Source organism: Comamonas sp. SCN 65-56 (assembly GCF_001724135.1).
GTDB lineage: Bacteria > Pseudomonadota > Gammaproteobacteria > Burkholderiales > Burkholderiaceae_C > Comamonas_C.
On the sequence record NZ_MEDS01000025.1, the window covers coordinates 441,461 to 467,764 of the forward strand.

At 65.6% G+C, this 26,304-nt stretch carries 26 protein-coding genes; 16 read left to right on the plus strand and 10 right to left on the minus strand.

All coding sequences use genetic code 11. From position 1 onward, the window contains the following. Nucleotides 1–39: 39 nt before the first annotated feature. Nucleotides 40–1,554 (plus strand): SpoVR family protein, encoded by a 1,515-nt coding sequence (locus tag ABS45_RS15010; RefSeq protein WP_291557284.1) that lies wholly within the window; start codon nucleotides 40–42, stop codon nucleotides 1,552–1,554. Here the strand turns inward: ABS45_RS15010 and ABS45_RS15015 are convergent. The 6 genes from ABS45_RS15015 to ABS45_RS15040 all read right to left on the minus strand — a co-directional run bounded on the left by ABS45_RS15015 (nucleotide 1,534) and on the right by ABS45_RS15040 (nucleotide 7,506). Continuing rightward, a complete protein-coding gene (locus ABS45_RS15015; RefSeq protein ID WP_291556770.1) occupies nucleotides 1,534–2,178 on the minus strand; it encodes an exosortase H-associated membrane protein in 645 nt (214 codons plus the stop codon). The genes ABS45_RS15010 and ABS45_RS15015 overlap by 21 nt on opposite strands. Next, nucleotides 2,178–2,705 (minus strand): exosortase H, encoded by a 528-nt coding sequence (gene xrtH, locus ABS45_RS15020; protein ID WP_291556775.1) that lies wholly within the window; start codon nucleotides 2,703–2,705, stop codon nucleotides 2,178–2,180. The genes ABS45_RS15015 and xrtH overlap by 1 nt, the downstream gene beginning before the upstream one ends. 68 nt (nucleotides 2,706–2,773) lie before the next feature. Then, entirely contained in the window at nucleotides 2,774–4,729 is a 1,956-nt protein-coding gene (gene htpG, locus ABS45_RS15025; protein ID WP_291556778.1) for a molecular chaperone HtpG, read from the minus strand. Nucleotides 4,730–4,995: 266 nt separating this feature from the next. Next, nucleotides 4,996–5,754 (minus strand): Crp/Fnr family transcriptional regulator, encoded by a 759-nt coding sequence (locus ABS45_RS15030; protein ID WP_291556780.1) that lies wholly within the window; start codon nucleotides 5,752–5,754, stop codon nucleotides 4,996–4,998. 6 nt (nucleotides 5,755–5,760) lie between these two features. Further along, entirely contained in the window at nucleotides 5,761–6,474 is a 714-nt protein-coding gene (locus tag ABS45_RS15035) for a general secretion pathway protein GspB (protein WP_291556783.1), read from the minus strand. Between the two features lie 6 nt (nucleotides 6,475–6,480). Next, complete coding sequence (locus tag ABS45_RS15040) at nucleotides 6,481–7,506, minus strand: AAA family ATPase (RefSeq protein WP_366246638.1); 1,026 nt, start codon at nucleotides 7,504–7,506, stop codon at nucleotides 6,481–6,483. 150 nt (nucleotides 7,507–7,656) lie between these two features. Here ABS45_RS15040 and ABS45_RS15045 point away from each other — a divergent pair, with 150 nt between their 5' ends. From ABS45_RS15045 to ABS45_RS15080, 8 genes are all read left to right on the plus strand, one after another. Continuing rightward, on the plus strand, nucleotides 7,657–9,591 hold the full coding sequence (locus ABS45_RS15045; protein ID WP_291556786.1) for an AMP-binding protein: 1,935 nt from the start codon (nucleotides 7,657–7,659) through the stop codon (nucleotides 9,589–9,591). Then, nucleotides 9,588–10,436 carry an ABC transporter ATP-binding protein gene (locus ABS45_RS15050; RefSeq protein ID WP_291556789.1) on the plus strand — a complete coding sequence of 283 codons (849 nt, stop codon included), beginning with the start codon at nucleotides 9,588–9,590 and terminating at the stop codon, nucleotides 10,434–10,436. The genes ABS45_RS15045 and ABS45_RS15050 overlap by 4 nt, the downstream gene beginning before the upstream one ends. Nucleotides 10,437–10,560: 124 nt before the next feature. Continuing rightward, nucleotides 10,561–11,490, plus strand: a complete 930-nt coding sequence (locus tag ABS45_RS15055; protein WP_291556792.1) for a branched-chain amino acid ABC transporter permease — start codon at nucleotides 10,561–10,563, stop codon at nucleotides 11,488–11,490. Nucleotides 11,491–11,592: 102 nt separating this feature from the next. Then, nucleotides 11,593–12,669 (plus strand): branched-chain amino acid ABC transporter permease, encoded by a 1,077-nt coding sequence (locus ABS45_RS15060; protein WP_291556795.1) that lies wholly within the window; start codon nucleotides 11,593–11,595, stop codon nucleotides 12,667–12,669. A 53-nt stretch (nucleotides 12,670–12,722) separates the two neighbouring features. Beyond that, nucleotides 12,723–14,057: an ABC transporter substrate-binding protein gene (locus ABS45_RS15065; RefSeq protein ID WP_291556798.1), complete on the plus strand. Its 1,335-nt coding sequence runs from the start codon at nucleotides 12,723–12,725 to the stop codon at nucleotides 14,055–14,057. Between the two features lie 65 nt (nucleotides 14,058–14,122). Further along, nucleotides 14,123–14,932, plus strand: a complete 810-nt coding sequence (locus ABS45_RS15070) for an ABC transporter ATP-binding protein (RefSeq protein ID WP_291556801.1) — start codon at nucleotides 14,123–14,125, stop codon at nucleotides 14,930–14,932. 83 nt (nucleotides 14,933–15,015) lie between these two features. Beyond that, nucleotides 15,016–16,269, plus strand: coding sequence for an AMP-binding protein (locus tag ABS45_RS15075; RefSeq protein ID WP_291556805.1), 1,254 nt, complete (start codon nucleotides 15,016–15,018; stop codon nucleotides 16,267–16,269). A gap of 44 nt (nucleotides 16,270–16,313) precedes the next feature. Further along, nucleotides 16,314–16,808 (plus strand): OmpA family protein, encoded by a 495-nt coding sequence (locus tag ABS45_RS15080; protein ID WP_291556808.1) that lies wholly within the window; start codon nucleotides 16,314–16,316, stop codon nucleotides 16,806–16,808. Between the two features lie 47 nt (nucleotides 16,809–16,855). Here the strand turns inward: ABS45_RS15080 and ABS45_RS15085 are convergent, their stop codons facing one another. Beyond that, nucleotides 16,856–17,512 (minus strand): nitroreductase, encoded by a 657-nt coding sequence (locus ABS45_RS15085; protein WP_291557287.1) that lies wholly within the window; start codon nucleotides 17,510–17,512, stop codon nucleotides 16,856–16,858. A 300-nt stretch (nucleotides 17,513–17,812) separates the two neighbouring features. On the opposite strand from ABS45_RS15085, the gene ABS45_RS15090 reads away from it, so the two are divergent. Next, a complete protein-coding gene (locus ABS45_RS15090) occupies nucleotides 17,813–18,199 on the plus strand; it encodes a hypothetical protein (protein ID WP_291556811.1) in 387 nt (128 codons plus the stop codon). 11 nt (nucleotides 18,200–18,210) lie between these two features. Here the strand turns inward: ABS45_RS15090 and ABS45_RS15095 are convergent, their stop codons facing one another. Next, nucleotides 18,211–18,675: a universal stress protein gene (locus ABS45_RS15095; RefSeq protein ID WP_291556816.1), complete on the minus strand. Its 465-nt coding sequence runs from the start codon at nucleotides 18,673–18,675 to the stop codon at nucleotides 18,211–18,213. A 79-nt stretch (nucleotides 18,676–18,754) separates the two neighbouring features. Between ABS45_RS15095 and tgt the strand changes: the two genes are divergently transcribed. Further along, the gene (tgt, locus tag ABS45_RS15100) at nucleotides 18,755–19,927 is read left to right on the plus strand and encodes a tRNA guanosine(34) transglycosylase Tgt (protein WP_291556819.1); all 1,173 of its coding nucleotides are present in this window, start codon (nucleotides 18,755–18,757) and stop codon (nucleotides 19,925–19,927) included. Between the two features lie 190 nt (nucleotides 19,928–20,117). Next, complete coding sequence (locus tag ABS45_RS15105) at nucleotides 20,118–21,554, plus strand: sensor domain-containing diguanylate cyclase (protein ID WP_291556824.1); 1,437 nt, start codon at nucleotides 20,118–20,120, stop codon at nucleotides 21,552–21,554. Between the two features lie 11 nt (nucleotides 21,555–21,565). Here ABS45_RS15105 and ABS45_RS15110 read toward each other — a convergent pair whose 3' ends face one another. Further along, complete coding sequence (locus ABS45_RS15110; protein ID WP_291556827.1) at nucleotides 21,566–22,606, minus strand: serine endopeptidase; 1,041 nt, start codon at nucleotides 22,604–22,606, stop codon at nucleotides 21,566–21,568. 113 nt (nucleotides 22,607–22,719) lie between these two features. On the opposite strand from ABS45_RS15110, the gene ABS45_RS15115 reads away from it, so the two are divergent. Both ABS45_RS15115 and ABS45_RS15120 read left to right on the plus strand, forming a co-directional pair. Further along, entirely contained in the window at nucleotides 22,720–23,139 is a 420-nt protein-coding gene (locus ABS45_RS15115; protein ID WP_291556830.1) for a PAS domain S-box protein, read from the plus strand. A gap of 116 nt (nucleotides 23,140–23,255) precedes the next feature. Next, nucleotides 23,256–23,648 carry a YXWGXW repeat-containing protein gene (locus ABS45_RS15120; RefSeq protein WP_291556833.1) on the plus strand — a complete coding sequence of 131 codons (393 nt, stop codon included), beginning with the start codon at nucleotides 23,256–23,258 and terminating at the stop codon, nucleotides 23,646–23,648. A gap of 9 nt (nucleotides 23,649–23,657) precedes the next feature. On the opposite strand, the gene ABS45_RS15125 is transcribed toward ABS45_RS15120, so the two are convergent. Beyond that, complete coding sequence (locus ABS45_RS15125; protein WP_291556836.1) at nucleotides 23,658–24,563, minus strand: fumarylacetoacetate hydrolase family protein; 906 nt, start codon at nucleotides 24,561–24,563, stop codon at nucleotides 23,658–23,660. 71 nt (nucleotides 24,564–24,634) lie between these two features. Between ABS45_RS15125 and ABS45_RS15130 the strand changes: the two genes are divergently transcribed. Further along, nucleotides 24,635–25,867: a DUF3108 domain-containing protein gene (locus ABS45_RS15130; protein ID WP_291556839.1), complete on the plus strand. Its 1,233-nt coding sequence runs from the start codon at nucleotides 24,635–24,637 to the stop codon at nucleotides 25,865–25,867. Between the two features lie 96 nt (nucleotides 25,868–25,963). Beyond that, nucleotides 25,964–26,251 carry a DUF3567 domain-containing protein gene (locus tag ABS45_RS15135; protein ID WP_291556841.1) on the plus strand — a complete coding sequence of 96 codons (288 nt, stop codon included), beginning with the start codon at nucleotides 25,964–25,966 and terminating at the stop codon, nucleotides 26,249–26,251. Nucleotides 26,252–26,304 lie beyond the last annotated feature (53 nt).

Sequence of the window (26,304 nt, forward strand, 5' to 3'; positions counted from 1 at the left end):
GAGCGGCGCCATCCTCTGGTTCCCGACACCCCGCTGCCGATGGCACAGCGCCCCGACGCGCCGCTGCCCGACCCGAGTGACTGGACGTTCGAGCTGATCGAACGCTACCACGCCGCGATCGCCGCCACCGCCGAGCGCTTCGGCCTCGATACCTACCCCAACCAGCTCGAAATCATCAGTGCCGAACAGATGATGGACGCCTACGCCAGCGTCGGCATGCCGGTGAACTACCGCCACTGGAGCTACGGCAAGGAGTTTCTGGCGACCGAGCGGCGCTACCGGCGCGGGCACATGGGCCTGGCCTATGAGATCGTCATCAACTCCAACCCCTGCATTGCCTACCTGATGGAAGAAAACACCACCGCGATGCAGGCGCTGGTGATCGCCCACGCGGCCTATGGGCACAACAGCTTCTTCAAGGGCAACTATCTGTTTCGCATGTGGACCGATGCGGGTTCGATCATCGACTACCTGGTCTACGCGCGCGACTACGTCGCGCAATGTGAAGAGCGCTACGGCTACGAGGCGGTGGAAGCTTTGCTCGATTCCTGCCACGCGCTGTCCACGGTGGGCGTGGACCGCTACCAGCGGCCCTCGCGCAAGTCGCTGGCGCGCGAGCAGGCCGAGCAGCGCGAGCGCCAGGAGCATGCGCAGCAGCAAGTCAACGAGCTCTGGCGCACCCTGCCCGCCGCGCCCGAGAAAGAAGCGCAGCAGGCGCAGCAGGAGCGCTTTCCGAGCGAGCCGCAGGAAAACATTCTCTATTTCATCGAAAAGCACGCGCCGCTGCTCGAGCCCTGGCAGCGCGAGGTGATCCGCATCGTGCGCAAGATCGCACAATACTTCTACCCGCAGCGCCAGACCCAGGTCATGAACGAAGGCTGGGCCACCTTCTGGCACTACACGCTGATGAACCAGCTCTACGACGATGGCTGGCTGACCGACGCGGTGATGCTGGAATGGCTTTCGTCACACACCAATGTGGTCTATCAACCGCCGGTCGGCCACCCCGCGTACAGCGGCATCAACCCCTACGCCCTGGGCTTTGCGATGTACCGCGACATCCGGCGCATCTGCGAGCAGCCCACCGAGGAAGACGGCCGCTGGTTCCCCGAGCTGGCGGGCACGCCCTGGCTGCCGGCGCTGCACCACGCCATGCGCAACTTCAAGGACGAGAGCTTCATCGGCCAGTACCTGAGCCCGCACCTGATGCGCGAGATGCGCCTCTTTGCCATCCACGACGATGCCCGGGAAAAGGAACTGCTGGTGAGCGCCATCCACGACGAGGATGGCTACCGCCTGCTTCGCCAGGCGCTCTCACGCCAGTACGACATCGGCATGCGCGAACCCAACATCCAGGTCTGGAACGTGGACCGCCGCGGCGACCGCACGCTGACCCTGCGCCACACCCAGGTGCAGGGCAGGCCGCTGGCCGACGATACGCTGGAGGTGCTCAAGCACGTGGCGCGGCTGTGGGGGTTTGGCGTGCGGATAGAAAGCGCGGATGCGGATGGAAAAAATCCGGTGGTGCTGCACTCATTGCCGGGTGCCGCCTGAACTCTTCCAGCCCGGGATGATCACTTCTTTGAAAAAGCGCTGGTCAAGCAGCAACCACACCAGCACCGGCCCCAGGGTAGGTACAACCAACACCCCCAGTTGAAAGCAATAGGCAATTGCATCCAGCTGCCAGGGAGCAACGGCCAGCATTTTTTGATCGAACTGGGCTGCTCGCACCATGCCAATCAGAAACAGCATGACCAGACTGAAAGTCTGCAATGGCAGCAGCAGCAGATAACCAAGCATCGCACGCCAATGTCTTCCTGGCGCGCGGTGCGTTATCCAGGCGGCGAGCAAAAGCCCGAGAAAGATCGGCAATCCATAGGCATAGCGCTTCGGGTCGGCATTGAAGGTAGGCCGCGCGCGCTGCCCGCCAGAGTTGGGGCGCACCACCTCGTGGGCGAACTCTACCGAGAGGCGCCCGACGTCCCGTCGCATTGTTCCGGTCCACTGTGGCGCACCGTGCTTCAAGACCTCTTCAGTCAGCATGGCGACCGGGTAGGAAAGCCAGGGCGCCGCCTTGGTCCACGCCACCATCAGTACTACGACGCAGACAGTGGCCACGAATGCAAAACGCAACACCACAGCGTTGCGCCACGCCGCGGACAGGCGCTGTATGCCCATCAACCGTGCACCACCTCGGGAGCCGGAGCATGGTCTGGGGCCGTTTGCGTGCCCCCACTGACGCGCCGCACCCAAAAGAGCCACACCACGAGTACGTCCAGCATGATCAGGCCCTGCCAAAGGAAACGGTGTGCGAAATCAAACGCCGTCGCATCCCATTGGCCCAGGTAATACAGGCTGATGACGCGCACCACGTTGAGCGCCTGCACCGCCACGCAGCCAAGGATCAACCCCTTGATTTTTTGCCGCCACGAAGCCGGGAACGCCAGTACTGCTGCGCACAGCACGATGCAGGCCTCTATGCCATTGCAACCAGGCTCGATAGAGACGCCAAAGCCCGTCGTGGTGTTCCAAAGTACCTTGCCTTGGGCTGCGGCGGTGGCATCAAACCAGGTGACCAAGCCAGCGCTGATTTGCGCCAGCAGCTTGGTCCACGGTAAAACGGCATGGTCCTGCACCCAATGCAACAGGTTGATGCCGAACAGAGAGAGCTGGATACCGAGAAACAGCAGAAAGAACCGGAACATGCGCGTATTCTTACCGATGCCCACACACAACGGACGCGCGCGACGGATTCCGCCGCGCAATGCCACCCCTACACCAGCAGCGCATTCACCCGCTTGACATACGCCGCCGGGTCTTCCGGCAGCCCGCCCTCGGCCAGCAATGCCTGGTCGAACAGGATATTGGCCAAGTCGTTGAAATGCACGCTGCCGTCCAGCTTCTTGACCAGCGGGTGCTCGGGGTTCACTTCCAGCACAGGCTTCACATCCGGCGCATTTTGACCCGCCTGCTTCAGAAGCCGTGCCAATTGGCCACTCATGTCGCCTTCCTTCACGACGAGACAGGCCGGTGAATCGACGAGACGCGTAGTCACGCGCACGTCCTCGGCCTTGTCCTTGAGCGCCTCCTTGAGCTTGGCGAGCAGCGGTTTGAAGGCCTCGGCGGCTTCCTCTGCCGCCTTCTTTTCGGCCTCGTCCTGCAGCTTGCCCAGATCGACCGCGCCCTTGGCGACCGACTGCAGCGGCGTGCCGTCGAAATCCTGCAGGTAGCCCAGCGCCCATTCATCGACGCGATCGGCCATGAGCAGCACTTCGATCCCTTTCTTCTTGAAGACTTCAAGTTGTGGGCTGTTCTTGGCGGCGGCGAGCGTGTCGGCGGTGATGTAGTAGATGGCCTCCTGGCCTTCCTTCATGCGCGCCTTGTAGTCGGAAAACGAGACGCCCTCGTGCGTGGTCGAGGCAAAGCGCAGCAACTTGGCAATGCGTTCACGGTTGGCGAAGTCCTCGCCCAGGCCTTCCTTGAGCACGGCGCCGAACTCAGCGTAAAACCGGCTGTACTTGCCTTCCTTGGCCTTGTCTTCGTCGCTGACGACATCCGTCACGCCGTCCTTGGCTTCACCGGCTTCGTGTTTGTCGTTCTTCGCCAGGTCTTCGAGCATGGAGAGCACGCGCTTGACACTGCCGTCGCGGATCAGGCGCACGTCGCGGCTTTCCTGCAACAGCTCGCGCGAGACGTTCAGCGGCAGGTCGCTCGAATCGATCACGCCCTTGACGAAGCGCAGGTAGCCGGGCATCAGCGCCTCGGCGTCGTCCATGATGAAGACGCGCTTCACGTACAGCTTGATGCCCGCGTGCTTGTCGCGCTGGTACAAGTCAAACGGCGCCTTGGCGGGGATGTACAAGAGCTGCGTGTATTCGGTATTGCCCTCGACGCGGTTGTGCGCCCAGGTCAGGGGCTTTTCGAAGTCGTGCGAGATGGCTTTGTAGAACTCTTCGTACTCTTCGGTGCTGATGTCCTTCTTGGCTCGGGCCCAGAGCGCGTTGGCCTTGTTGATGGTCTCCCACTCGCCGGTCTTGACCATGCTGCCGGGCTCGCCCTCTTTCTCGCCCTCTTTCCATTCCTCTTTTTCCATCAGGATGGGCAGGCTGATGTGGTCGGAATATTTGCCGATCACGCTCTTGAGCTTCCAGGCGTTGAGGTACTCATCCGCGTCAGCGCGCAGGTGCAGGATGACGGCGCTGCCGCGCTCAGGCCGGGTGATGGTCTCGACGTCGAAGTCGCCCGCGCCGCCGCTCACCCAGCGCACGCCTTCCTCGGGCTTGAGGCCGGCGCGGCGGCTTTCCACCGTGATCTTGTCGGCGACGATGAAGCCCGAGTAAAAGCCCACGCCAAACTGACCGATGAGCTGGCCTTGCTCGGTGGCGTCGGCCTTTTGCTCGGTACTGAGGCGGCTCAGGAAGTCGCGCGTGCCGCTTTTGGCAATGGTGCCCAGATTGTCGATGGCTTCCTGCGCGCTCATGCCGATGCCATTGTCCTGGATCGTGATGGTGCGTTTTTCCTTGTCGAACGACACGCGCACTTCCAGATTGGGCGCATCCTCGTACAGCGCGGCGTTGTTCAGCGCTTCAAAGCGCAGCTTGTCGCAGGCGTCCGACGCGTTGGAAACCAGTTCGCGCAGGAAGATTTCCTTGTTGGAATACAGCGAATGCGTGACCAGGTGCAGCAGTTGCGCAACTTCGGCCTGGAAGGAATGGTGTTGTTTGCTCATGGATGACAGGGTTGGATAGACCAGAAAATGCCCGGCGCACGGCAAAGCGGCGATCAAGCGGACACGGCGAATGGCAGATAGGGGCGCTTGGCGCGATTTCAACGCCGAGGTGCAGCGTGGCTGCGCTCTGTCAAAAATATATCAAAATAATAGCTTATAGCGCTTGCTGTACATGCGCCAAAGCCATATTTTTGGCTGAATATCGCCCTGACTCACGCACACTTTCAGCGCAGCCAGCCTTGTGTCCGCCCCGGCCGCGTCGCTTCTCAGCGGCTGTGTGACGGTTGCAACGCGCTCTCGCCGCTTCCACGTGCGGGCGGCTGCCACGGCGCGCGCAGCGCCTGCACATCGAGCACCCGCAAGCCCCCGTACTCCACGCGGATCGCGCCCCGCGCCTGCAGCTGCGCCAGCGCCTCGTTGACGCGCTGGCGCGACAGACCTACCAGGTAGGCCAGCTCCTGCTGCGTGATGCGCAGGAGTTTGCCCACACCGGGGTAGAGCACCGGGTTGAACAGCGCCGCCAGGCTCAGCGCCACGCGTGCCTCCGGGTTGTGTAGCCGGTCGGTCTCGCGCGCGGCAATGAACTGGCCCACGCGCTCGTTGAGCTGATCCATGATGAATCGGTTGAAGCCGATCGAATGGTCAAGCAGCCAGTGAAAGGTGGCTATCGGCAGGCCCGCCACCAGGCTCTTGCGCAGCGCCTGAATGTTGTAGCGGTAGGGCTCGCGCTTGAGCACCGTGCCTTCACCGAACCAGCCGCCCGGCGGCACGCCGATGATGGTGACTGCATCGCCCTGGGCGCTGTCTATGGTCATCTTGAGCAGGCCATCGATGACGCCGAACCAGTAGGTCACGGGTCGGCCCGTGCGGCAAACATAGTCGCCGGGTATGGCCACGCCGACCACGATGCCGGCAATGGCGCGCTCTCGATGCTCTGGCTCCAGCACCCCCACCCAGGGGATATCAGCCAACTCATGTGCCAACGGCGGGCGCCGGCGCCGGTAGATCGGTGATTCACACGCCACGTCCGCTCACTCCGACGTCAGCGCGACGCGGTAGCCGCGAAACGCCCAGATGGTGCGCCCTGGCTCCACGCGTTCGAGCACCAGGCCCGGAATCGCACTCTCGCCTTCATGCAGCACCTGGCCGTTGACGATGGCCATACGCAGCTTGGCGTTGGTGGAATAGGTGATGCCTGCCAGATGCAGCCTGGGCAGCTCGGCGCGCACGGAGGCCGGCAGATCCGCCGGCGCGAACACCGGGCCCGATGCCTGCGTCTTGGCAGGCGCAGGCGTGGCCTTGGCAGCCGGCTTTTGGGCAGGTGCCTCCGAATGCCTTGCCTTGGCCGGCGCAGCCTTCTCCGGTGCCTGCGCCCGCTTGTGGGCCGTCGAGGACGGCTGCGGCGCGCGCTCTGCGGCACGCGGCGGCTCTTTCTTCTGCACCGTCTGCGCCGGCATCTCGGGCGGCGCGGCGGCCACAGCCACCGCCGCAGTGGTCACCGGTGTGGGCGCGATGGCTGCGAGCCGCTGCGGCTGCGGCCGCTGCAACCACCAGAGCGCGGCGGCAATCGCAGCGGCGCAGGCCAGCCCCGCTGTGCCCCACAGCCAGCGCGCCGCATGCGGACTGCCGGATGGCGCAGGCGCAGGTGCACCCGCCAACACCGACGCAGGGCCATGCAAGGTTGGCACCTTGCCACGGTTGCGCTCCTGCTCGGCACGGCGCAAGGCTTCGAGAATGGTGGACATGGGGAATCAACGCTCCTTGGCGGCGCCGGCTGGTGCCTTTGCAGGCGCTTGTGCCACACCAGAGCCCGGACTGGACACCGCGCCTTGCATCCGCACCAAGGCCCCGGACCAATACGCGGGGAAGGCCAGCAACGCAGCCACGACAGCCGCCCCCGCGATCGCGCCCAGCAAAGCCGCCAGCCAGCGGCTGCGCCCAACGGAGCGTGCCGGCGCATGAGAAAACACTTCGTGTGCCACGCGGGTGACCAGGGCTGCATCCACCGTGCGTTGCCCGGTTGCATAGGCGGCCAACAGCGCGCGGTCACACAACAGATTGATGCGCCGGGGAATCCCGCCGGAGAGCTGGTGCACGCGTGCCAGCGCCCGCTGCGCAAACGGCGTCGGCCCCTTGCAGCCCGCCACGGCCATGCGGTGAGCGATGTACTGCGCCGTTTCCCCGCGCGTGAGCGCGCCGAGGTGGTAGCGCGCAATCACGCGCTGGGCCAGTTGCGTCAATTGCGGCTGCGCCACCAGCTCGCGCAGCTCGGGTTGGCCGATCAGGACGATCTGCAGCAGCTTTTTTTCGTCGGTCTCAAGGTTGGTCAGCAGGCGCAACTGCTCCAGCACGTCACCCGAAAGGCTTTGTGCCTCGTCGATGATGAGCACGGCGTTCTTGCCCGCGGCATGCTGGGCGAGCAGCCAGGCATTCAGGGGGTCGACGCATTCCTTGATGCTGGGCCGCGCCGGATCGCTCGCCGGGTGGGCGATGCCAAACTCGTCGCAGATGGTGGCCAGCAATTCCTGCGCGCTGAGCTTGGGATTGAAGATGTAGGCCGCCGTGCAGTTGGGCGGCATCTGCTGCAGGAAACAGCGGCAGACCGTGGTCTTGCCCGTCCCCACCTCCCCCGTGAGCAGCACGAAACCACCGCCGCCATCAAGCCCGTAGAGCAGATGCGCCAGTGCCTCCCGGTGGCGCTCGCTCAGAAAGAGATAGCGCGGATCGGGGGCAATCGAGAAGGGCGGGTGCTCAAGGCCGAAGTAGGCGGCGTACATGGCAGGAGGATAGCGGGCGACCACTGGGCCAACGTTCAAGGGTTTCCCCCAATAATGGAAAACCCTTAAATTGTCGTTGAAAAGACAAAATTACGTCAAACCATGGCGCACGATGCCTGATCGTTCACAGGAACGCACTCCCCCACCGGAATGACCAGCACCTTCCCCCACCTGCTGCTGCAGCAAGCACAAGAGCGCCCGGGAGCGCCTGCGCTGCGCGAGAAGGCGTACGGCATCTGGCAGATCTGGAGCTGGCAAGAGGCCGCCGACGACATGCGTCGCATGGCCTGCGGCCTGGCGGCGCTGGGTCTGCGCCGCGGTGAGAACCTGGCCTTTGTCAGCGGCAACCGCCCGTACTGCTATCTTGGATTTGCCGCCGTACAAAGCCTGGGGGCGGTGCCTATCCCGCTCTACCAGGATGCGGTCGCGGCCGAGATGAGCTTTGTGCTGCAGGATGCCGAAATCCGCTTTGCCTACGCCGAAGACCAGGAGCAGGTGGACAAGCTGCTGGAGATCCGCGAGGGCCATCCGCAGCTGGAAGTCATCATTTACGAAGACCCGCGCGGTCTGCGCCACTACACCCAGCCCGGGTTGATCAGCATGGAGCAATTGCTGGCCAAGGGCCGCGACTGGGATGCGGCGCACCCGGGCCAGTGGCAGGCCGGGCTGGCACGGCTCACACCCCAGGACACCTCGATCATTCTCTACACCTCGGGCACGACGGGCCGTCCCAAGGGCGTGTGCCTTTCGCACGAGGGTTTCGTGATCGCGGCTCGGGGCGGGCAGGAAGTGGACCAGCTCACGCCCCTGGAAAACGTGGTCTCCTACCTGCCGCCCGCCTGGGCCGGGGATCATCTTTTCTCGTTCGCGCAGTGGATTGCCGTGGGTTTCACCATCAACTGCCCCGAGGACGCGAGCACGGTGGCGATCGACCTGCGCGAGATCGGACCGACGTATTACTTCGCGCCACCGCGCATCTTCGAAGGTTTGCTGACCTCGGTCTCTATCCGCATGGAGGACGCGGCCCGCCCCAAGCGCTGGCTGTTCGAGCGCTGCATGCAACTAGCCAAGCGCGTGGGCGCCGACATCCTGGACGGCAAGCCGGTGGACGCACTCGATCGCCTCAAATACCGCGCGGCCGATCTGTTGATCTACGGGCCGTTGCGCAACGTCATGGGCCTCTCGCGCATCCGCGTCGCCTACACCGCAGGCGCGGCCATCGGGCCCGATCTGTTTCGCTTCTTTCGCTCGATCGGCGTCAACTTGAAGCAGCTCTACGGCTCGACCGAGACCTCGGCTTACGTCTGCATCCAGCGCGACGGGCAGGTGGAGCTGGCCGCCGTGGGCCAGCCCGCACCGGGCGTTGAGGTGCGCATTGCCGATAGCGGCGAGGTGCTGGTGAAAAGCGCCGCGCTGCTCAAGGAGTACTACAAGCGCCCGGACGCGACCGCCGAGGTGCTGGACGGCGAGGGCTGGTTTCACACCGGCGACGCCGGCCTGATCGACGCCGCCGGGCAGCTACGCATCATCGACCGCGCCAAGGACGTGGGCAAGCTCAAGGGCGGCGCGATGTTCGCGCCCAACTATATCGAGAACAAGCTCAAGTTCTATCCGCAGATCAAGGAGGCGGTGTGCTTTGGCCACGACCGCGATGAGGTCTGCGCCTTCGTCAACATCGACTTTGACGCGGTGGGCAACTGGGCCGAACGCCGCGGGCTGCCCTACGCTGGTTATGTGGACCTGGCGGGCAAACCCGAGGTGCTTGAGATGATGCGTGAATGCATGGCGCAGGTGAACGCCGACCTCGCCGCCGAAGAAGGCATGGCCGCGACGCAGGTGGCGCGCTTTCTGGTGCTGCACAAGGAGCTCGATCCGGACGATGACGAGCTCACGCGCACGCGCAAGGTGCGCCGCAATTTCATCGCCGAGAAATACGCGGTGCTGATCGATGCGCTGTACGCGGGCCGCAGCGAGCAGTTCATCGAGACCAAGGTCAAGTTCGAGGACGGGCGCAGCGGCACGGTATCTGCCACGCTCAAGATTCTGGATGCCACGCGCCACCCTGCGGCGAGGAAGGCCGCATGACCTCAATTGCTACGCCAACCATAGCTGTCAGCGCACAACAGACGGGCGCCACAGGCAAAAATGGCTCAAGAACTATAGGCGACGTGATTCTGGAGGTCAAGCACATCAGCCTGCGCTTTGGCGGCGTGCGCGCGCTCACCGACATCAGCTTCGACGTGCGCGAGCACGAGGTGCGCGCCATCATCGGCCCCAACGGCGCGGGCAAGAGCTCAATGCTCAACTGCATCAACGGCGTCTACACGCCGCAGGAGGGCGCCATCACCTTTCGCGGGCGCACCTTCAGCCACATGAACAGCCGCCAGGTGGCGGAGATGGGCGTGGCGCGCACCTTCCAGAACCTCGCGCTCTTCAAGGGCATGAGCGTGCTGGACAACATCATGAGCGGGCGCAACCTCAAGATCAAAAGCAACCTGTTCCTGCAGGCGCTGCGCATCGGCCCGGCTGAACGCGAAGAGGTGCATCACCGCGAATTCGTCGAGCACATCATCGACTTCCTCGAAATCCAGGCGCACCGCAAGACGCCGGTGGGCCAACTGCCCTACGGCCTGCAAAAGCGCGTCGATCTGGGCCGGGCGCTGGCGATGGAGCCGCAGGTGCTGCTGCTCGATGAACCGATGGCGGGCATGAACGTCGAGGAAAAGCAGGACATGAGCCGCTTCATCCTGGACGTGAACGACGAGTTCGGCACCACCATCGTGCTGATCGAGCACGACATGGGCGTGGTGATGGATATCTCCGATCGCGTGGTGGTGCTGGACTACGGCAAGAAGATAGGCGACGGCACGCCGGACGAGGTGCGCGCCAACGAAGACGTGATCCGCGCCTACCTGGGCGCGGCAGCGTGAAGAGGTTGAGCGTTCGGCGTTGAGCGAGGCAAACTGGAGACAACGATGGCATTCATGAAACAACGATGCACGGCACGGCCCCCACGCCCAACGCCGAACACCCAACGCTGAACCGAATCCAGACATGGGCTTTTTTCTCGAAACCCTGATCAGCGGCTTGATGACCGGCATGCTCTACGCGCTCGTCGCGCTGGGCTTCGTGCTGATCTTCAAGGCCTCGAGCGTGTTCAACTTCGCGCAGGGCGTGATGGTGCTGTTCGCGGCGCTGGCGATGGCACGCCTGGCCGAGTGGATACCACAGTGGACGGGCATCGAGAGCAAGGTGCTGGCCAACGTGCTCGCCTTCATCGGTGCGGCGCTGCTGATGTTTCTTGTCGCCTGGCTGATCGAGCGCCTGGCGCTGCGCCACCTGGTGAACCAGTCCGAGACCACGCTCTTGATGGCGACGCTGGGCATCGCCTACTTCCTCGAAGGCGTCGGCCAGACGGTGTTTGGCGGCGACATCTACAAGATCGACATCGGCATGCCCAAGGACCCGATGTTCATTCTGGGCAACCTCTTTGACGGTGGCCTGCTGGTCGACCCCGAAGACCTGATTGCCGCCGCCATTGCCGCCACGCTGGTTGCCGCCCTGGCGCTGTTCTTTCAAAAGACGACCACCGGGCGCGCGCTGCGCGCGGTGGCCGACGACCACCAGGCGGCGCAGTCGGTGGGCATTCCGCTGTCGCGCATCTGGGTCATCGTCTGGTGCGTGGCGGGCGTGGCGGCACTGGTAGCGGGCATGGTCTGGGGCAGCAAGCTCGGCGTGCAGTTCTCGCTTTCCACGCTGGCGCTGCGCGCGCTGCCGGTGGTGATTCTGGGGGGGCTTACGTCGGTGCCCGGCGCCATCGTCGGCGGACTCATCATCGGCGCAAGCGAGAAGCTCTCCGAGGTCTTCCTCGGGCCGTTTGTCGGCGGCGGCATCGAGATCTGGTTCGCCTACGTGCTCGCCCTCGTGTTCCTGCTGTTTCGCCCGCAGGGCCTGTTCGGGGAGAAGATCATTGATCGGGTGTGAAGAAGAAGTTCAGCGTTGGGCGTTCAGCGTTCAGCGTGCAATCTCGTCAACGCCCCGCCTGTTCACACGCTCAACGCTCATCGCTTAACGCTCAACCACAAGATGTTCTACCGCGAAAACGGCCAATTCAAGACCAGCTACCGCGCTGACCAGCAGATCTTTCCCATCCTGCAGGACCGCGTGGCAGTGCTCGCCGTCGTGGTGTTCGCCTTCGCCGTCGTGCCCTTTATCGCCAGCGAATACCTGTTCGCCGCCATCCTGATTCCCTTCGTCATCATGTCGCTGGCGGCGCTCGGACTCAACATCCTGGTGGGCTACTGCGGCCAGATTTCACTCGGCGGCGCAGCCTTCATGGCGGTGGGGGCCTACGGCGCGTACAACTTCATCATGCGGGTGCCGGGCATGCCGCTGGTGCCGGCCATGCTGCTGGGCGGCGCGTGTGCGGCGGCGTTTGGCGTGGCGTTCGGCCTGCCCAGCCTGCGCATCAAGGGCCTGTACCTGGCGGTGGCGACGCTGGCGGCACAGTTTTTCGCCGACTGGCTGTTCCTGCGCGTGCGCTGGTTCACGCTGGACAGCGCCTCGGGCGCGGTGGCAATGTCCAATCTTTCGATCATGGGCATCCCGCTGGAATCGAGCCCGGCCAAATACCTGTTCTGCCTGACGGTGCTGGCGCTGCTGGCGCTGGCCAGCAAGAACCTGGTGCGCGGCGCCATCGGGCGCGAGTGGATGGCGATCCGCGACATGGACGTGGCCGCCGCGGTGATCGGCATCCGCCCGATGTACGCCAAGCTCACGGCGTTTGCCGTGAGCAGTTTCATTCTGGGCGTGGCCGGCGTGCTCTGGGGCTTTTTCTACCTGGGTTCGTGGGAGCCGGCGGCGTTCTCGCTCGACGTCTCGCTCAAGCTGCTGTTCATGATCATCATCGGCGGCCTGGGCTCGATCATGGGCAGCCTGTTCGGCGCGGCCTTCATCATCATCCTGCCCATCGTGCTCACGCGCCTGCTGCCCTGGCTGGCGTCTATCTTCCACGTGGAGATCACCACCACCGCTGCAACGCACGCGGAGTTCATCATCTTCGGCATGCTGATCGTCTGGTTCCTCATCGTCGAGCCGCATGGCCTGGCGCGGCTGTGGTCCACGGGCAAGCAGAAAATGCGGTTATGGCCGTTCCCGCATTGACACCAATTCCCGGCCTTTTCCCTTCACCCTCGCTCATTCCCAAGGAGACTGACATGCACCATACGAGGATTCTTACCAAGCTGGCAGGCACGCTGCTGGCGGCGGCCGGCATTGCCCTCACCGGCGCGCCGGTGCTGGCGCAGGGCGTGTCGCAGTACATGCCGCTGGTGACCTACCGCACCGGCCCCTACGGACCGAGCGGCACGCCCGCAGCCAACGGCCTGGACGATTACTACAAGCTCATCAATGCGCGCGGGGGCATCAACGGCGTCAAGCTCGACTACGAAGAATGCGAAACCGGCTATGACACCGCCAAGACGGTCGAGTGCTACGAACGCATGAAAACCAAGAACGGCGGTGCGGTGGTGTTCCAGCCCTGGTCCACCGGTGCCACCTTCGCGATCACCGAGAAGGCCGATACCGACAAGATCCCGCTGCTCATCCTCGGCTACGGGCGCGGCGATTCGGCCAACGGCAAGGTGTTCAACTGGGTCTTCCCGGTCGGCGGCAACTACGAGGTGGGCGACGACGTGATCCTGCAAGCCATCGGCAAACGCGAGGGCGGCATGGACAAGCTCAAGGGCAAGAAAATTGCCCTCGTCTACCACGACAGCCCCTACGGCAAGGAAACGATTCCGCTGATCAAGGTGCGCGCGCAAAAACACGGCTTCAACCTGATCGAGCTGCCTGTGACGCCGCCAGGTCTGGAACAGAAGGCCACCTGGCTGCAGGTGCGTCGCGACAAGCCAGACTACATCATCCTGCGCGGCTACGGCGTGATGACGCCCACGGCGCTCAAGGAGGCGCAGGGCGTAGGCTTCGCACGCGACCGCATGTACGGCTCCTGGTGGGCCGGCGCCGAGACCGACGTGAAGGACGTGGCCGACGGTGCCAAGGGCTACAACGCGGTGGTGCTGCAAAGCACCGCCAACCGCGACGCCAAGGTGATCAAGGACATCCTCTCCGAGCTCTACGCCAAGGGGCAGGGCACGGCCAGCAACAAGAGCGAGGTGGGCGACGTGCTCTACGTACGCGGTCTGCTGGCGGCGCTGTTCTCGTCGGAAGCCATCCGCACCGCGCAGGAGCACTTCAACAAGAAGGGCCAGCGCGTGACCGGTGAGGAAGTGCGCTGGGCGCTGGAGAACCTGGACATCACGCAGGCGCGCATCGACGAGCTCGGTTTCAACGGCATTCTGCTGCCGATCAAGACCAGCTGCGCCGACCACATGGGCTCGTACAAGGCGCGCATCTCCACCTGGGACGGCAAGGAGTGGAAGCTCTCCAGTGACTGGATCGAAGCCGACCGCGGGATCGTCGACGGCGTGGACAACGAGTCCTCGGCCAAGTACGCGGCCGAGCACAAGATCACGCCCCGCACCTGCCAGTGAGCACCGGCGCCCCGCCCGTGGCCCGGTGCCGCGGCGGGCGGCCGGCCTCGCCAGAAGCACGCACCATGCCTGAAACCCCCACCCTGCTCGACGTCAACGGCATCGAGGTCATCTACAACCACGTGATCCTGGTGCTCAAGGGCGTCTCGCTCACCGTGCCCGCGGGCGCCATCGTCGCCATCCTCGGCGGCAACGGCGCGGGCAAGACGACCACGCTGCGCGCCGTCTCCAACCTGCTCAAGGGCGAGCGCGGGGAGGTCACCAAGGGCAGCATCGAATACCAGGGCGCGCGCATCGAAAACCTCACCCCGTCCGAGCTGGTCAAGCGCGGCGTAGTGCAGGTGATGGAGGGGCGCCACTGCTTCGCCCACCTGACGATCGAAGAGAACCTGCTGACCGGCGCCTACACGCGCACCAGCCGCGCCGAGATCGCGGCCAGCCTGGAGAAGGTCTACGCCTACTTTCCGCGCCTGAAAGAGCGGCGCAAGAGCCAGGCGGCCTACACCTCGGGCGGCGAGCAGCAGATGTGCGCGATCGGGCGCGCGATCATGAGTAGCCCGACGCTGGTGCTGCTCGATGAGCCCTCGATGGGCCTGGCGCCCCAGCTCGTCGAGGAAGTCTTCAACATCGTGCGCGACCTCAACACCAAGGAAGGCACGACCTTCCTGCTGGCCGAACAGAACACCCACATGGCGCTGAAATACGCCAGCTACGGCTACATCATGGAAAGCGGTCGCGTGGTGATGGATGGCTCGGCGAGCGAGCTGGCGAGCAACGAGGACGTCAAGGAGTTCTATCTCGGCGTGGGCGGCGCCGAGCGCAAGAGCTTTCGCGACGTCAAGAGCTACAAGCGGCGCAAACGCTGGCTTGCATGAATCATTTCAATAGCTGCAAACGCTTATACAGCAAGGGTTTACAGCCAGTTTGACCTCAAACAACCAATGGAAAGACCCGCGCCATGACCGAGTTTTACGACGCGCTCGAAACCCGCTCGCAGGATGAGCGCGAAGCCGCACACATGGCCGCGCTGGCACGGCAGGTGGCGCACGCGCAGCAGCATTCAAGCGCCTTCGCACAAATCCTGCAGGGGGTCGACGCCAGAGCCGTCACCAGTCGCGCCGCCCTGGCCCATCTGCCCGTCACGCGCAAATCCGAACTGCATCAACGCCAGCACACCGCCCGCGCCGCCGGCGCCGACGCCTTCGGCGGTTTTGCCGCGCACGGCTGGGGCGAGCACATGCCGCGCGTCTTCGCCAGCCCCGGCCCGATCTACGAACCCGAAGGCACGGCGCGCGACTACTGGCGCATGGCCCGCGCCCTCTTCGCGGCCGGCTTTCGCCGCGGCGAGCTCGTGCACAACTGCTTTTCCTACCACTTCGTGCCGGCCGGCTCGATGATGGAAACCGCCGCGCACGCGCTCGGCTGCACGGTGTTTCCCGGCGGCACCGGCCAGACCGAGCAGCAGGTGCAGGCCATCGCCGATCTCAAGCCTGCGGGCTACATCGGCACGCCGAGCTTTCTCAAGATCATCCTGGAGAAAGCCACCGAGATGGGCGTCGCGCTGCCCAGCCTGACCAAGGCACTGGTCTCGGCCGAAGCCTTCCCGCCCTCACTGCGCGACTGGCTGGCGCAGCAGGGCGTGCAGGGCTATCAGTGCTACGGCACCGCTGATCTGGGCCTGATCGCCTATGAGACCGAGGCGCGCGAGGGTCTGGTGCTCGATGAAGGCGTGATCGTCGAAATCGTGCGCCCCGGCACCGGCGACCCGGTCCCCGAGGGCGAGGTGGGCGAGCTGGTCGTCACCACGCTTAACCCCGACTACCCGCTGATCCGCTTTGCCACGGGCGACCTCTCCGCCGTTCTGCCCGGCCCCTGCCCCACCGGGCGCAGCGCCACGCGCATCAAGGGCTGGATGGGGCGCGCGGACCAGACCACCAAGGTGCGCGGCATGTTCGTGCACCCTGAGCAGATCGCCGAGGTCGCCAAGCGCTTTCCCCAGGTTCTCAAGGCGCGCCTGGTGGTCAGCGGCGAGATGGGGCGCGACGACATGACCCTGCACGTCGAAACCCGCGAGACCGCTGCGGGCCTGGCCGATCAGCTCGCCGATACGCTGCGCGAAGTCACCAAGCTGCGCGGCGAGGTGGCGATGGTCGCGCCCGGCAGCCTGGCCAACGACGGCAAGGTGATCGAGGACGCGCGCAGCTACAAGTGACAGTTCTGTAAAATGGCGGGTTTTGCACACTTCGCACACTGACCATGTCCAATCAAAACGACGAACACCAAGGCTTTGTCCTCGCGCTGCTGGTGGCGCTGGTGTTGTTCGTGCTCCTGTTTGTCTTCTCCATCGTCTTCACCCGCATCGGCCACAAGGCCAGCGCGCCAGCAGTCGCCGCCGCGCCCGTGGCCGTGGTGATTGCCGACGATGCCGCCCAGGTGGTGGTGCAGGACGGCGTGGTGAAGTTCTACTTTGCCAGTGGCAAGGCCGATGTGGCCGATGGCGGCTCACAGGCGCTGGCCGTGATCGTCGAAGGCGTCAAGGCAGGCAAGACGGCCGTCGTCAGCGGTTTTCACGACACCACCGGCAGCCAGCAAGTCAATGAAGAGCTGAGCAAGCAGCGCGCCATTGCCGTGCGTGATGCGCTTCTGGCGCTGGGTGTGCAGGAAAGCAGCGTAGAGCTGCGCAAGCCTGAAAACACGGCGGTCGCAGGCAACCCGGCCGAGGCGCGGCGCGTCGAAGTCACGCTGCAATAGTCCGCGCAACTCGCCAAAAAAGTGGCGGCCAATGGCCGCCATTTTTTTCAGGCCACCCAGCCCCGCAATTGCCCCCACTCCTGCCACGGCGCACGCGGCGTGCGCAGGGTGTTGATGGGCGCGTCCGTGTCCTCGTAGCCCAGCGCCAGGCCACAGGCGATTTCATAAGGCTCGGGCAACTGCAGCACGGGCGCCAGCACGCTGCGATAGCGCCGCCAGAAACCCTGGGGGCAGCTCGCCAGTCCATGCTGCACCGCCAGCAGCATGAGCGACTGCAGATAGATGCCCAGGTCCGTCCACTGCGGCAACCCCATGCGACGGTCCACGCAGATCAGCACCCCGACCGGCGCGCCAAAGAAGGCGGCATTGCGGCCAAAGTGCACCAAGCGCCCGGCCTTGTCCTCGCGCGCCAGGCCCACGGTGGCGTACATCGCCTCGGCATTGGCAAAACGGCGCGTGCGGTAGGGCTCCCACAGGCTGGGCGGGTAGTGGCCACCATCTTCCCCGTCAGAGCGCGCGGCAGTGGCCACCACCGCGGCCAGGGGTTCGCCCGTCAGCGCCAGCACGCGCCAGGGCTGCAGATTGCCCCCCGAGGCGGCGCGCGCCGCCTGTTCCAGCAGGTCTTGCACCAGTTGCGCAGGCAAGGGGGTAGACAGAAACGCGCGCACCGAGCGACGCGCCCTCAGGGCCTGTTGCACATCCATCGTGGGTCCATTCACCAGTCAATCGTTCCAGGCACACGCAGCCATGCGAGGGCCATCCAAAGAGGCCACGGCAGGTGCATGCCAAGGCATGGGAGGGGTCGATTCTGGCATCACCGCCGCTCGTGCGGTCCAGACAAAGCAAAACCATTGATCGCCGCCAGCGCATGCTGGACAATGGCGCTCGGCGCTCGATGGAAGGGACCGCAGCCCAAGCCATGGAAAAGCCGGAGTTTCCTCGTGCTTCACCGGCCTTCCCCGGGCGCCGCCGTAAGCACAATTCAGACAAGGAGACTCACCACCATGAATCTGCAATACCAGCTCAAGGCAGGCAGCTACTACCTCTACGACATGCGCGAGGCACCGAGCAAGGTGACGGGCGAGCGCCGCTTCAAGCTCAAGACGGACATGGTCGCCATTGCCTTTGACGTGCAGACGGGCGAAGTGCACCGCCACGGCAACCCCACGCGCATCCAGTCCTGGGCACAGACCCAGCGCCGGCGCCTGCGCGCTGCCGGAGCCCTGCTGCAAGCCAACGACATCGTCGTCGTCTCCGGCCCGCTGCCGGTGGACGAACTCAACAAATGCCTGGGCATCCACGGCTACTGCCGGCGCCTGCTCAAACGCCTGGCCACACTGCCACACGGCAAACTGCAGCGCAAGCCGGCCGACTGGAAGAAGGCGGCGTAAGCACTACCCGCTCACGCGTCGCCCTCGTCACCCTCCCGGGCAGCCTGTTCATGCTTGACCACCGTCACCGGCACCGTCGCATCACGCACCAGCGCCTGGGAGACTGAGCCCAGCAGGGCGCCGCGCAGGCCGCTCATGCCGCGGGCGCCCACCACAATCAGTCCGCAGCCGCAGTCGTCGGCCATGTCCGCCAGCGTGGCCGCGGGCGAACCGAGTGCGATTTCGGTCTCGCATGCCATCCCCGCACTCTTGGCCAGCGTCAGCGCCGACGCCATCAAGTGCTGCCCGGCCTCCACGCTCGCCTGCGCAATCACGTCGGCATCGCGCGTCGCCAGCTCCAGAAAGGACGCCTCCTCCTGCACATGACCGAGCACCAGCGTGGCCTGCAAACCATGCTCGCGCACCAGGGCAATCGCATGGTGCACCGCGTCCAGCGCGAGTTCAGAGCCATCCACCGCCACCAGAATTCTCAGCATCGCCATCTCCATCGCTTGTCGGTTGATGCCAGTGTAGGGCAGCGCTCATCTGCATGCTCTCTGGGACAATCGCGCCCCTATGCTGCAATTCAACCTGCTCGCCACCGACCCCGCCAGCCACGCCCGGCGCGGCCGCCTCACGCTCAACCACGGCGTGATCCAGACTCCGATCTTCATGCCCGTGGGCACCTACGGCACCGTCAAGGGCGTGATGCCCAGGAGCCTGCATGAGATGGGCGCGCAGATCATCCTTGGCAACACCTTTCATTTGTGGATGCGCCCGGGTCTGGACATCGTCAAGGGCTTTGGCGGCCTGCACGGCTTTGAGCAGTGGCACAAGCCCATCCTGACCGATTCGGGTGGCTTTCAGGTCTGGAGCCTGGGCGCGATGCGCAAGATCACCGAGGATGGCGTGCACTTTGCCAGCCCGGTGAACGGCGACAAGCTGTTCCTCTCACCCGAAGTGAGCATGCAGATCCAGACGGTGCTCAATTCCGACATCGTCATGCAGCTGGACGAATGCACGCCGTATGAAACCGACGGCCACGCCACCACCGAGCCAGAGGCGCGCAAGAGCATGGAGATGAGCCTGCGCTGGGCTGGCCGCTCACAAGCGGAATTTGCGCGTCTGGCCAACCCCAATGCGCTCTTCGGCATCGTGCAGGGCGGCATGTTCGAGCACCTGCGCGAGGAATCACTGCAGGCGCTGACGGCCATGGATTTCCCCGGTTATGCGATTGGCGGCGTGAGCGTGGGCGAACCCAAGGAAGACATGCTGCGCATCATGGGGCACACGCCGCACCGCCTGCCCGCGCACAAACCGCGCTACCTGATGGGCGTGGGCACGCCCGAGGACCTGGTGGAGGGCGTGGCCTGCGGCGTCGACATGTTCGATTGCGTCATGCCGACGCGCAACGCGAGAAACGGCACGCTGTTCACGCGCTTTGGCGACCTGAAGATCAGGAACGCGCGCCACAAGGACGACCACCAGCCGCTGGACCCGAGCTGCACCTGCCACGCCTGCGCGGGCAGCGAAGGCGTGAGCTGGAACGACGGAGGGCGTGGCGGCTTCTCGCGCGCCTACCTGCACCATCTGGACCGCTGCGGCGAGATGCTCGGGCCCATGCTCGCGACCATCCACAACCTGCACTATTACCTGAACCTGATGCAGGAGATCCGCGACGCGCTGGATGCCGGTGAATACCCCCGGTTCCGCGCCCGGTTTGCGCAGGAGCGCGCGCACGGGGTGTAAAGAAGGCGCGCCAATCCCTCCAGATTGGCAATCCTTGACATTTTGTCTGGGCTTTCAGGTGCAAACAGCAGACAATGGCAAACTTGTGTAGCCCCCAAGGCTGCGCACTGCCATGCCCACCGTGCGCGCCCTTGGCGCCCACACCCTCTACTGCGATTTGCACGCGCAAATGTCTTTTTGGCCCGCTCCCATGACCACCAGACCCATGCTCGTGCACGAGCATGGGCTGCTGTTTGCGTTCATGTTCGCCGCCTGCCTGGCAGGCATCGCCACGCGGCCCGTCGCCTTCATGGCCAGCTTCTGGCCGGCCAATGGCCTGCTGCTGGGGCTGATGCTGCGCAATCCGACCTGGAGCAAGACGCCCCTGGCATGGCTGTCAGCGTGGCTGGGCTTCATTGCCGCCGATGCCCTCACCGGCGCCAGTCTGGAACGCAACCTGGTGATCAACACCATCAACCTGGTGGCAGTGCTCGTCGGCTGGCTGTTCCTGGTGCGCCAGGGCCCGGCCACGCTGGGCTTTCGTCGCCAGCGCTCGGTCCTCATCATCCTGGTCGGCTGCGTGCTTGCCGCCATCACCGGAGCGCTGCTGAGCAGTCTGAATCGCGATCTATTTTTTTCCACCACAGGCTGGCAGACCTTCGCCATCTGGGGCAGCGGCGAGCTCTACAACCTGGTCCTGTGCCTGCCCGTGGTGCTGGCGGCGCCGCGCGGCTGGATCTGGCAGTGGCGCGGCAGCCGGGTTCTGCAGCCGCTGGGCAGATTCCGGGGCTTGCCGCTGCTGGCGTTGATCGCCTCCGAAGCGGCGGCGTTTGCGCTCCAGGGCCCAGGTGCGCTGGTGTTTGCCGTCCCCGCGCTGGTGTGGTGCGCGATGACGTATGGCGTGTTTCTCGTGTCGGTGCTGAACCTGCTGGTCGGCCTGTGGAGTACCGCCGCACTGGTGCTGCTGGGTCTGAGCCTGACGCCGGAGCAATTGCTGGACACCATATCGTTTCGCGTCGGCGTGGCCTTGCTGTCGCTGGCGCCGCTGGCGGTGGCCACCGCGCACGCGCTGCACGCACAGGCACTGCAAATCCTGCACCGCGCTGTCAACCACGATTTCCTCACCGGTGCGCTGTCGCGCCGCGCCCTGATGGAGCGCGGCGCGCAGCAGCTGCAACGCCTGCAGCGCGAGAACACACCCGTCGCCGTGCTGATGTTTGACATGGACTATTTCAAGCAGGTCAACGACCGCTGGGGTCATGCCCAGGGCGACATCGTGCTGCAGCAGTTTGCCCAGCTCATCCAGCGCAATCTGCGCCCCGGCGAATTGTTCGGGCGCATCGGCGGCGAGGAATTCGCGCTGCTGCTGCCGCATGCCACGCATGCCGCTGCCCAGGCGGTGAGCGAGCGCCTGTGCGCCCAGTTGCGCGAACACCGCTTCACCACCGACGGCGGCGAGAGCTTCGGCGTCACCATGAGCGTGGGCTTGCACGCGGGCACGCCCGCCGACACGCCCTACGCCATGAACGAACTGCTGGCGCGCGCCGACGCCGCGCTCTACCACGCCAAGACGAGCGGCCGCAACCAGGTACAAAGCTTCGACCCCACCGCGATGACGCCGCTGCGCCACGGCGAGATCAGGGCCTAGGAGCGACAGGCTCAGGGCTTTTGCGCCGTCGTCCCGCACGAAGGGCAGAAATGCACGAACGCGCTGCGCCGCGTGCCGCAGTGGCCGCAGCGGGCAAACAGGCCGATGCCGCAGTGCGGGCAAAAATCCGTCGTGCCGTCCTTGAGGTCCACCGCACGCTCGCAACCCGGGCATACGCCCTTGGCCAGGCGCGTGAGCGCAACGTCGTAGCCCAGCTCGCGCCGGCGCTCGGAATCGGGCCGCGCCTCGGCCTGCTTCTGTTGCTCCAGGTAGCGACCGAGCGCCTGGATGGCAAAGCGCCCGACCAGCACCGTGACGACGATGCCGACCGCATAGCGCACATAGCCGCCGTAGCTCGGCAGGTAAGGCACCAGCTCGACAAAAAAGGCAAACAGCGCAAACCAGATGAAGCCCCAAACGAAGGGCCACCAGGTACTCTTGCGCTTTTTCGCGAACAGCCAGCCGGCAATGATGAGCAGCGGCAGCGTCAGCGCCAGGCGATAGAGAAAAACGCGCAGCTCCTGCGCCCGCTCGGCGCTGGCCATGCGCTCGCGCCCGCCGCGCTCCAGCTCCGACAAGCGCTTCTGCTGCGCCTGCGCCTGCTGGCGCGCATCCAGCAGCGCCTGCTGCTGGGCCTGCACCGCCTGGCGCGCTTTCAATTCCTGCTGCTGCAGTGCATTCAGCACATGGGTGCGGGCGATCACCTCCGGATCCTGCTCCGAACGCTGGGTGGCGCTGCGCGTGGCAAGCCAGGCATTCAGGCTCTCGCGCTCGGCCTGGGTGCTGGAGCGCGCCTTGCCGGCCTGCAGCTCGGCCTGCTCCAGTGCGTTGCGCGCCGTCTCCTGCGCCTCGCGTGCCACGCGTGCCTGCGCACGCAGCGGCGCCACCTGCGCCATGTCGAGAAAATCGTCGAGCTGCAGCGCCCTTTCCACCTGTGGCAGATCGCCGACGATGGTGCCGCCCAGCCCGATCAGAAAGCTGGCGAAAACCAGCGCCACCAGCCACAGGCCGCGGCGAAACCACTTTTCCGACAAACGCAATGCTTTGCTCACGACGGTGCTCCGCTTCTACTGAAACAATAGCTATCCGCGCTTTTTTCACAAGCGCAAAAGCCGAATCTGGTCTTGGACAACACGGGTATTGTCACCAGGAGGACAATCGATCCATGACGCACGCAAGCTCTGAATCTCTACCCTGGGAGCGCATCATCGCCGACGCCGGCGATGCGCTGATTTTCATCGACGCACAAGGCGTGATCCGCATCTGGAACGCACGCGCAGCGGCGCTCTTCGGCTTCAGCGCCGAAGAAGCGCTGGGGCAGAGCGTGGACCTCATCATCCCCGCGCACCTGCGTGAAGCGCACTGGCGCGGCTTCAACCGCGCCATGGCCAATGGCCACACCGGCAGCCGGGAGGTGCGCACCACGCGCGGCGTGCACAAGACCGGGCGCAAGCTGTATGTGGACATGAGCTTTGCCATCGTCACCGACGGCGGCGGGCAGGCGCTGGGTTCGGTGGCGATGGCGCGCGACGCGACCGAACGCTACCTGGCCCAACTGGCCGCGCGCACAGCCGCCACCGGCTGAGCCCCGGGCCGTGACGCTTGGTGACAACTCTTCAGCCAACGGACACACGCGCGGCGACCCCAATTGACAATGCCCGGCGAGCATGGCGCCATGCACCACACACCAAGGGAAAGCACATGTACCGCATCCTCCTGACCGCCGCCCTGGGCCTTGGGCTTGCCACAGGCGCGCAGGCCGCCACCAGCGCCACCGTCGTCATCCAGGCCGGGCCGCAGCCTGCCATCGTCGCGCCGGTGATGGTTCAACCGCCCCCGCCACCACCGCGCTACGAGGCCGTGCCGCGCGCTCGCCGCGGCATGGTCTGGTCGCAAGGACATTGGGAGTGGCGCCACCGCGCCTACGTCTGGGTACCCGGCCAGTGGGTGCGCGTGCGCCGGGGCCATGCCTGGCAGCAGCCGCAATGGGTACAGCAAGGGCCGCAGTGGGTCTTCATCGCCGGCCGCTGGGGCGATGAGCGTGGGCACCACGACCGCGGGCGGCGCGATCGCCACGACCGCCACGGACGCTGACCGCCGGGTTCAGTCCAGTTGAAGCTCGATGGCGCCGAACAGGCTCTGGCTGCCGGACGCCAGCCGCGCCTGCACCTGCAGCGCATCGCCGGCACGCAGCCATGGGGTCCTGGCCTCGCCATCCTGCGCCAGCTCGGCGCTGCGCCGCTCTGCCAGACTGCAGAAGCCGCGCGTCGCATCCGCATTGCTCACCGGCAGCGCGCCGACGATGCTGCCCGCCCCCACACCGCGCCAGCGCGCGCACTGCGCGATGCAGGCGCCAAAGTCCAGCGCCATTTCCGGCCCGCTCTCGCACAGCCCGAACTTGCGCCCATTGAGCTGCACCTGCAGCGTGCACTGCGCGCGTGCACCACGCCAGGCCTCGCCCAGCTCGTCGGGCGTGAGGGCGACAGGCGCGAATGCCGTCGCCAGGCTGGCTGGCGCGTCAGGCTGGCCGAGCGTCAGTGCCAGCATCAGCAGCCGCACACCCTCGGCAGCCTGCTCGGGCGCCGCCGCCCGCGGCACTTCGCCCGTGACCACCGCCACGCCGGCGGCGAAATCCAGCGCCGGCTCGCCCCCGGCCGGCCACCGCGCCTGCGGCGCGAGCAGATGGTCCGCCGGACTGGTCTGGAACGCCAGCGCCGCCTGCGGGCAGCGCTGCGCATGCGACGGGTAGACGCTGCCATGCGCCCAGAGGTAGCTGCGCGGCAGCGGTGCCAGGCAATGCGCCGGGTCGAGCACGAACGCATGGCGCGCACGGCCGGCGTTGAGCTCGTCGCAGAGATCCTGCAGTTGCGGTGCGAAGAAGTTCCAGTCCTCCAGCGCTTGCTGCAGCCGGCTCACGATCGCGCCCGCATAATGCGCCTGCGCCAGATCGCGCGAGACCACCACCAGCTGGCCATCGCGCGAACCGTCGCGCAGCGTAGCCAATTTCATAGCAAACCTTCCTTGATGTGCGTGCGCAACAGCCTTGCGGCACGGCTTGACGACTGATGCAGCAACCGCGCATGGTAGCGCCCGCCGCCCGGCGCAGCCTTTGGCTGCTGGGCCTTGCCGTGCTGGCGCTGCATCTGCTGCTGCTTGCCCGCATGTCGCTGCCCCCGGTGGCGTCGGCGGCCGCACCGCCCGGCGCGCTGCAGACCCGGGTTCTGGCGCCACCCGAGCCGCCCGCAACCACACCACCTCCCCGCGCCGCCGCGCCGCAGCCAGCACCACAGTCCAAGGCCGCGCAGCGTCCGGCGCTCGTCAGGAAGGCAGCCCCCGCGCCCGCCCGGCCGGCCTCGAAGGTCGCCAGCACCGATACCGCCACCGCAGCCATCGCGCCCGCGCCTGCGACACCGGACCGCTCCGCACGTCTGCAGGCGGCCTACGCAAGCTGGCAGGCGCAGCAGGCCGCCACCGATCCGGCCGCCACCCCACACGCGCCGCCAACCGAATCCTTACCCACCCCATTACCCGCTTCTTTGCCCACCGTCGCTGCGCGCGCCGAACCCGTGCCAGCGGCCGCTGAAGCCCCCGCCCCGGCAGCGCCACCGGCCGAGCCCCAGGCGCCCTTGGCAAATAAGGCGCCGCTCGCACCCAAGCCGGCCGCCGCGCCGCTCGTGCTGCCGCCCTCCACGGTGCTGTCGTTTGACGTAGCGGGCCATGTCAAGGGTTTCAATTACCAGGCGCGCGCGACACTCACCTGGCAGAGCGACGCCAGCCACTACCAGTTGCGCCAGCAGATTCGCCTCTTTCTGCTGGGCTCGCGCGCGCAGGAGAGCCGCGGGCGGATCACCGCCCAGGGTCTGCAGCCTGAGCAGTTTGTCGATGAAGCCGGCAAGACACGCCGCGCCGAACTCGACTTTCAGGCGCACCAGGCCCGATTCAGCGACGGCGAAATCGCCACCACCGCCCTCGCCGACGGCACGCAGGATCGGCTGAGCATCTTCATCCAGCTCGGTGCGCTGATGGCTGCCGCGCCCGAACGCTACCCGCGCGGCACATCCATCACCTTTGCCACCGTCGGCCCCAGGCGCATCGACCCCTGGACCTTCACCGTCGCCGGGCCTGAGGTGCTGCACCTGCCGGCGGGCGACATCCCGGCCCTGAAACTGCAGCGCCTGCCGCGCGGTGGCGACGAGCGCAGGGACACCTTGTGGCTGGGCACCGAACTGCACTACCTGCCGGTGCGCATCCGGCTGGCGGAAGCAGGCGGGGATTTCGTCGATCTGCGGCTTTCAGGCCACGAAAGCCCTTGAGTCAGCGCCCCGGCAGCCGATTCATGGAATACTGTGACGGTCTTGAACGCGGGCGCCCTGCCACCATCTGCCAGCGACAGCAACGGGAGGACCACCATGCACATGCTCTACGACTCCGAATCCTTTGTGGTGGTGCACATGCTGCCCCAGCCCGGACAGGACGACACGCAGGCCGACGAAAAGCCCGTGCCCCAGCTGCTGCGCCACGGCTTCGAGATCGTGGACAAGCGCTCGGGCAAGGAGGTGTATCTGGATGGCTCCTGGGCCGAGCTGTTCCAGCAGCAGATCATCGCCTGGCAGCGCAACACCCCTTCGCAGGAAGAAGTCGAGGCCACGCTCGAAGGCTACGCGGGGCTGGCGCAGAACCCGGTCGTCCTGCACTGAAATCTTGGTGATTTTTGGCTCCAGCGCCCAATGGACGGTCGCTGAGAGCTATA

Bases quoted from the DNA above. Each gene is read 5' to 3' on its own strand.
- ABS45_RS15010 (WP_291557284.1), top strand. From the start codon at position 40: ATGGCACAGCGCCCCGACGCGCCGCTGCCCGACCCGAGTGACTGGACG.
- ABS45_RS15015 (WP_291556770.1), bottom strand. From the start codon at position 2,178: ATGGGCATACAGCGCCTGTCCGCGGCGTGGCGCAACGCTGTGGTGTTG.
- xrtH (WP_291556775.1), bottom strand. From the start codon at position 2,705: ATGTTCCGGTTCTTTCTGCTGTTTCTCGGTATCCAGCTCTCTCTGTTC.
- htpG (WP_291556778.1), bottom strand. From the start codon at position 4,729: ATGAGCAAACAACACCATTCCTTCCAGGCCGAAGTTGCGCAACTGCTG.
- ABS45_RS15035 (WP_291556783.1), bottom strand. From the start codon at position 6,474: ATGTCCACCATTCTCGAAGCCTTGCGCCGTGCCGAGCAGGAGCGCAAC.
- ABS45_RS15040 (WP_366246638.1), bottom strand. From the start codon at position 7,506: ATGTACGCCGCCTACTTCGGCCTTGAGCACCCGCCCTTCTCGATTGCC.
- ABS45_RS15045 (WP_291556786.1), top strand. From the start codon at position 7,657: ATGACCAGCACCTTCCCCCACCTGCTGCTGCAGCAAGCACAAGAGCGC.
- ABS45_RS15050 (WP_291556789.1), top strand. From the start codon at position 9,588: ATGACCTCAATTGCTACGCCAACCATAGCTGTCAGCGCACAACAGACG.
- ABS45_RS15055 (WP_291556792.1), top strand. From the start codon at position 10,561: ATGGGCTTTTTTCTCGAAACCCTGATCAGCGGCTTGATGACCGGCATG.
- ABS45_RS15060 (WP_291556795.1), top strand. From the start codon at position 11,593: ATGTTCTACCGCGAAAACGGCCAATTCAAGACCAGCTACCGCGCTGAC.
- ABS45_RS15065 (WP_291556798.1), top strand. From the start codon at position 12,723: ATGCACCATACGAGGATTCTTACCAAGCTGGCAGGCACGCTGCTGGCG.
- ABS45_RS15070 (WP_291556801.1), top strand. From the start codon at position 14,123: ATGCCTGAAACCCCCACCCTGCTCGACGTCAACGGCATCGAGGTCATC.
- ABS45_RS15075 (WP_291556805.1), top strand. From the start codon at position 15,016: ATGACCGAGTTTTACGACGCGCTCGAAACCCGCTCGCAGGATGAGCGC.
- ABS45_RS15080 (WP_291556808.1), top strand. From the start codon at position 16,314: ATGTCCAATCAAAACGACGAACACCAAGGCTTTGTCCTCGCGCTGCTG.
- ABS45_RS15085 (WP_291557287.1), bottom strand. From the start codon at position 17,512: ATGGATGTGCAACAGGCCCTGAGGGCGCGTCGCTCGGTGCGCGCGTTT.
- ABS45_RS15090 (WP_291556811.1), top strand. From the start codon at position 17,813: ATGAATCTGCAATACCAGCTCAAGGCAGGCAGCTACTACCTCTACGAC.
- ABS45_RS15095 (WP_291556816.1), bottom strand. From the start codon at position 18,675: ATGCTGAGAATTCTGGTGGCGGTGGATGGCTCTGAACTCGCGCTGGAC.
- tgt (WP_291556819.1), top strand. From the start codon at position 18,755: ATGCTGCAATTCAACCTGCTCGCCACCGACCCCGCCAGCCACGCCCGG.
- ABS45_RS15105 (WP_291556824.1), top strand. From the start codon at position 20,118: ATGACCACCAGACCCATGCTCGTGCACGAGCATGGGCTGCTGTTTGCG.
- ABS45_RS15115 (WP_291556830.1), top strand. From the start codon at position 22,720: ATGACGCACGCAAGCTCTGAATCTCTACCCTGGGAGCGCATCATCGCC.
- ABS45_RS15120 (WP_291556833.1), top strand. From the start codon at position 23,256: ATGTACCGCATCCTCCTGACCGCCGCCCTGGGCCTTGGGCTTGCCACA.
- ABS45_RS15125 (WP_291556836.1), bottom strand. From the start codon at position 24,563: ATGAAATTGGCTACGCTGCGCGACGGTTCGCGCGATGGCCAGCTGGTG.
- ABS45_RS15130 (WP_291556839.1), top strand. From the start codon at position 24,635: ATGGTAGCGCCCGCCGCCCGGCGCAGCCTTTGGCTGCTGGGCCTTGCC.
- ABS45_RS15135 (WP_291556841.1), top strand. From the start codon at position 25,964: ATGCACATGCTCTACGACTCCGAATCCTTTGTGGTGGTGCACATGCTG.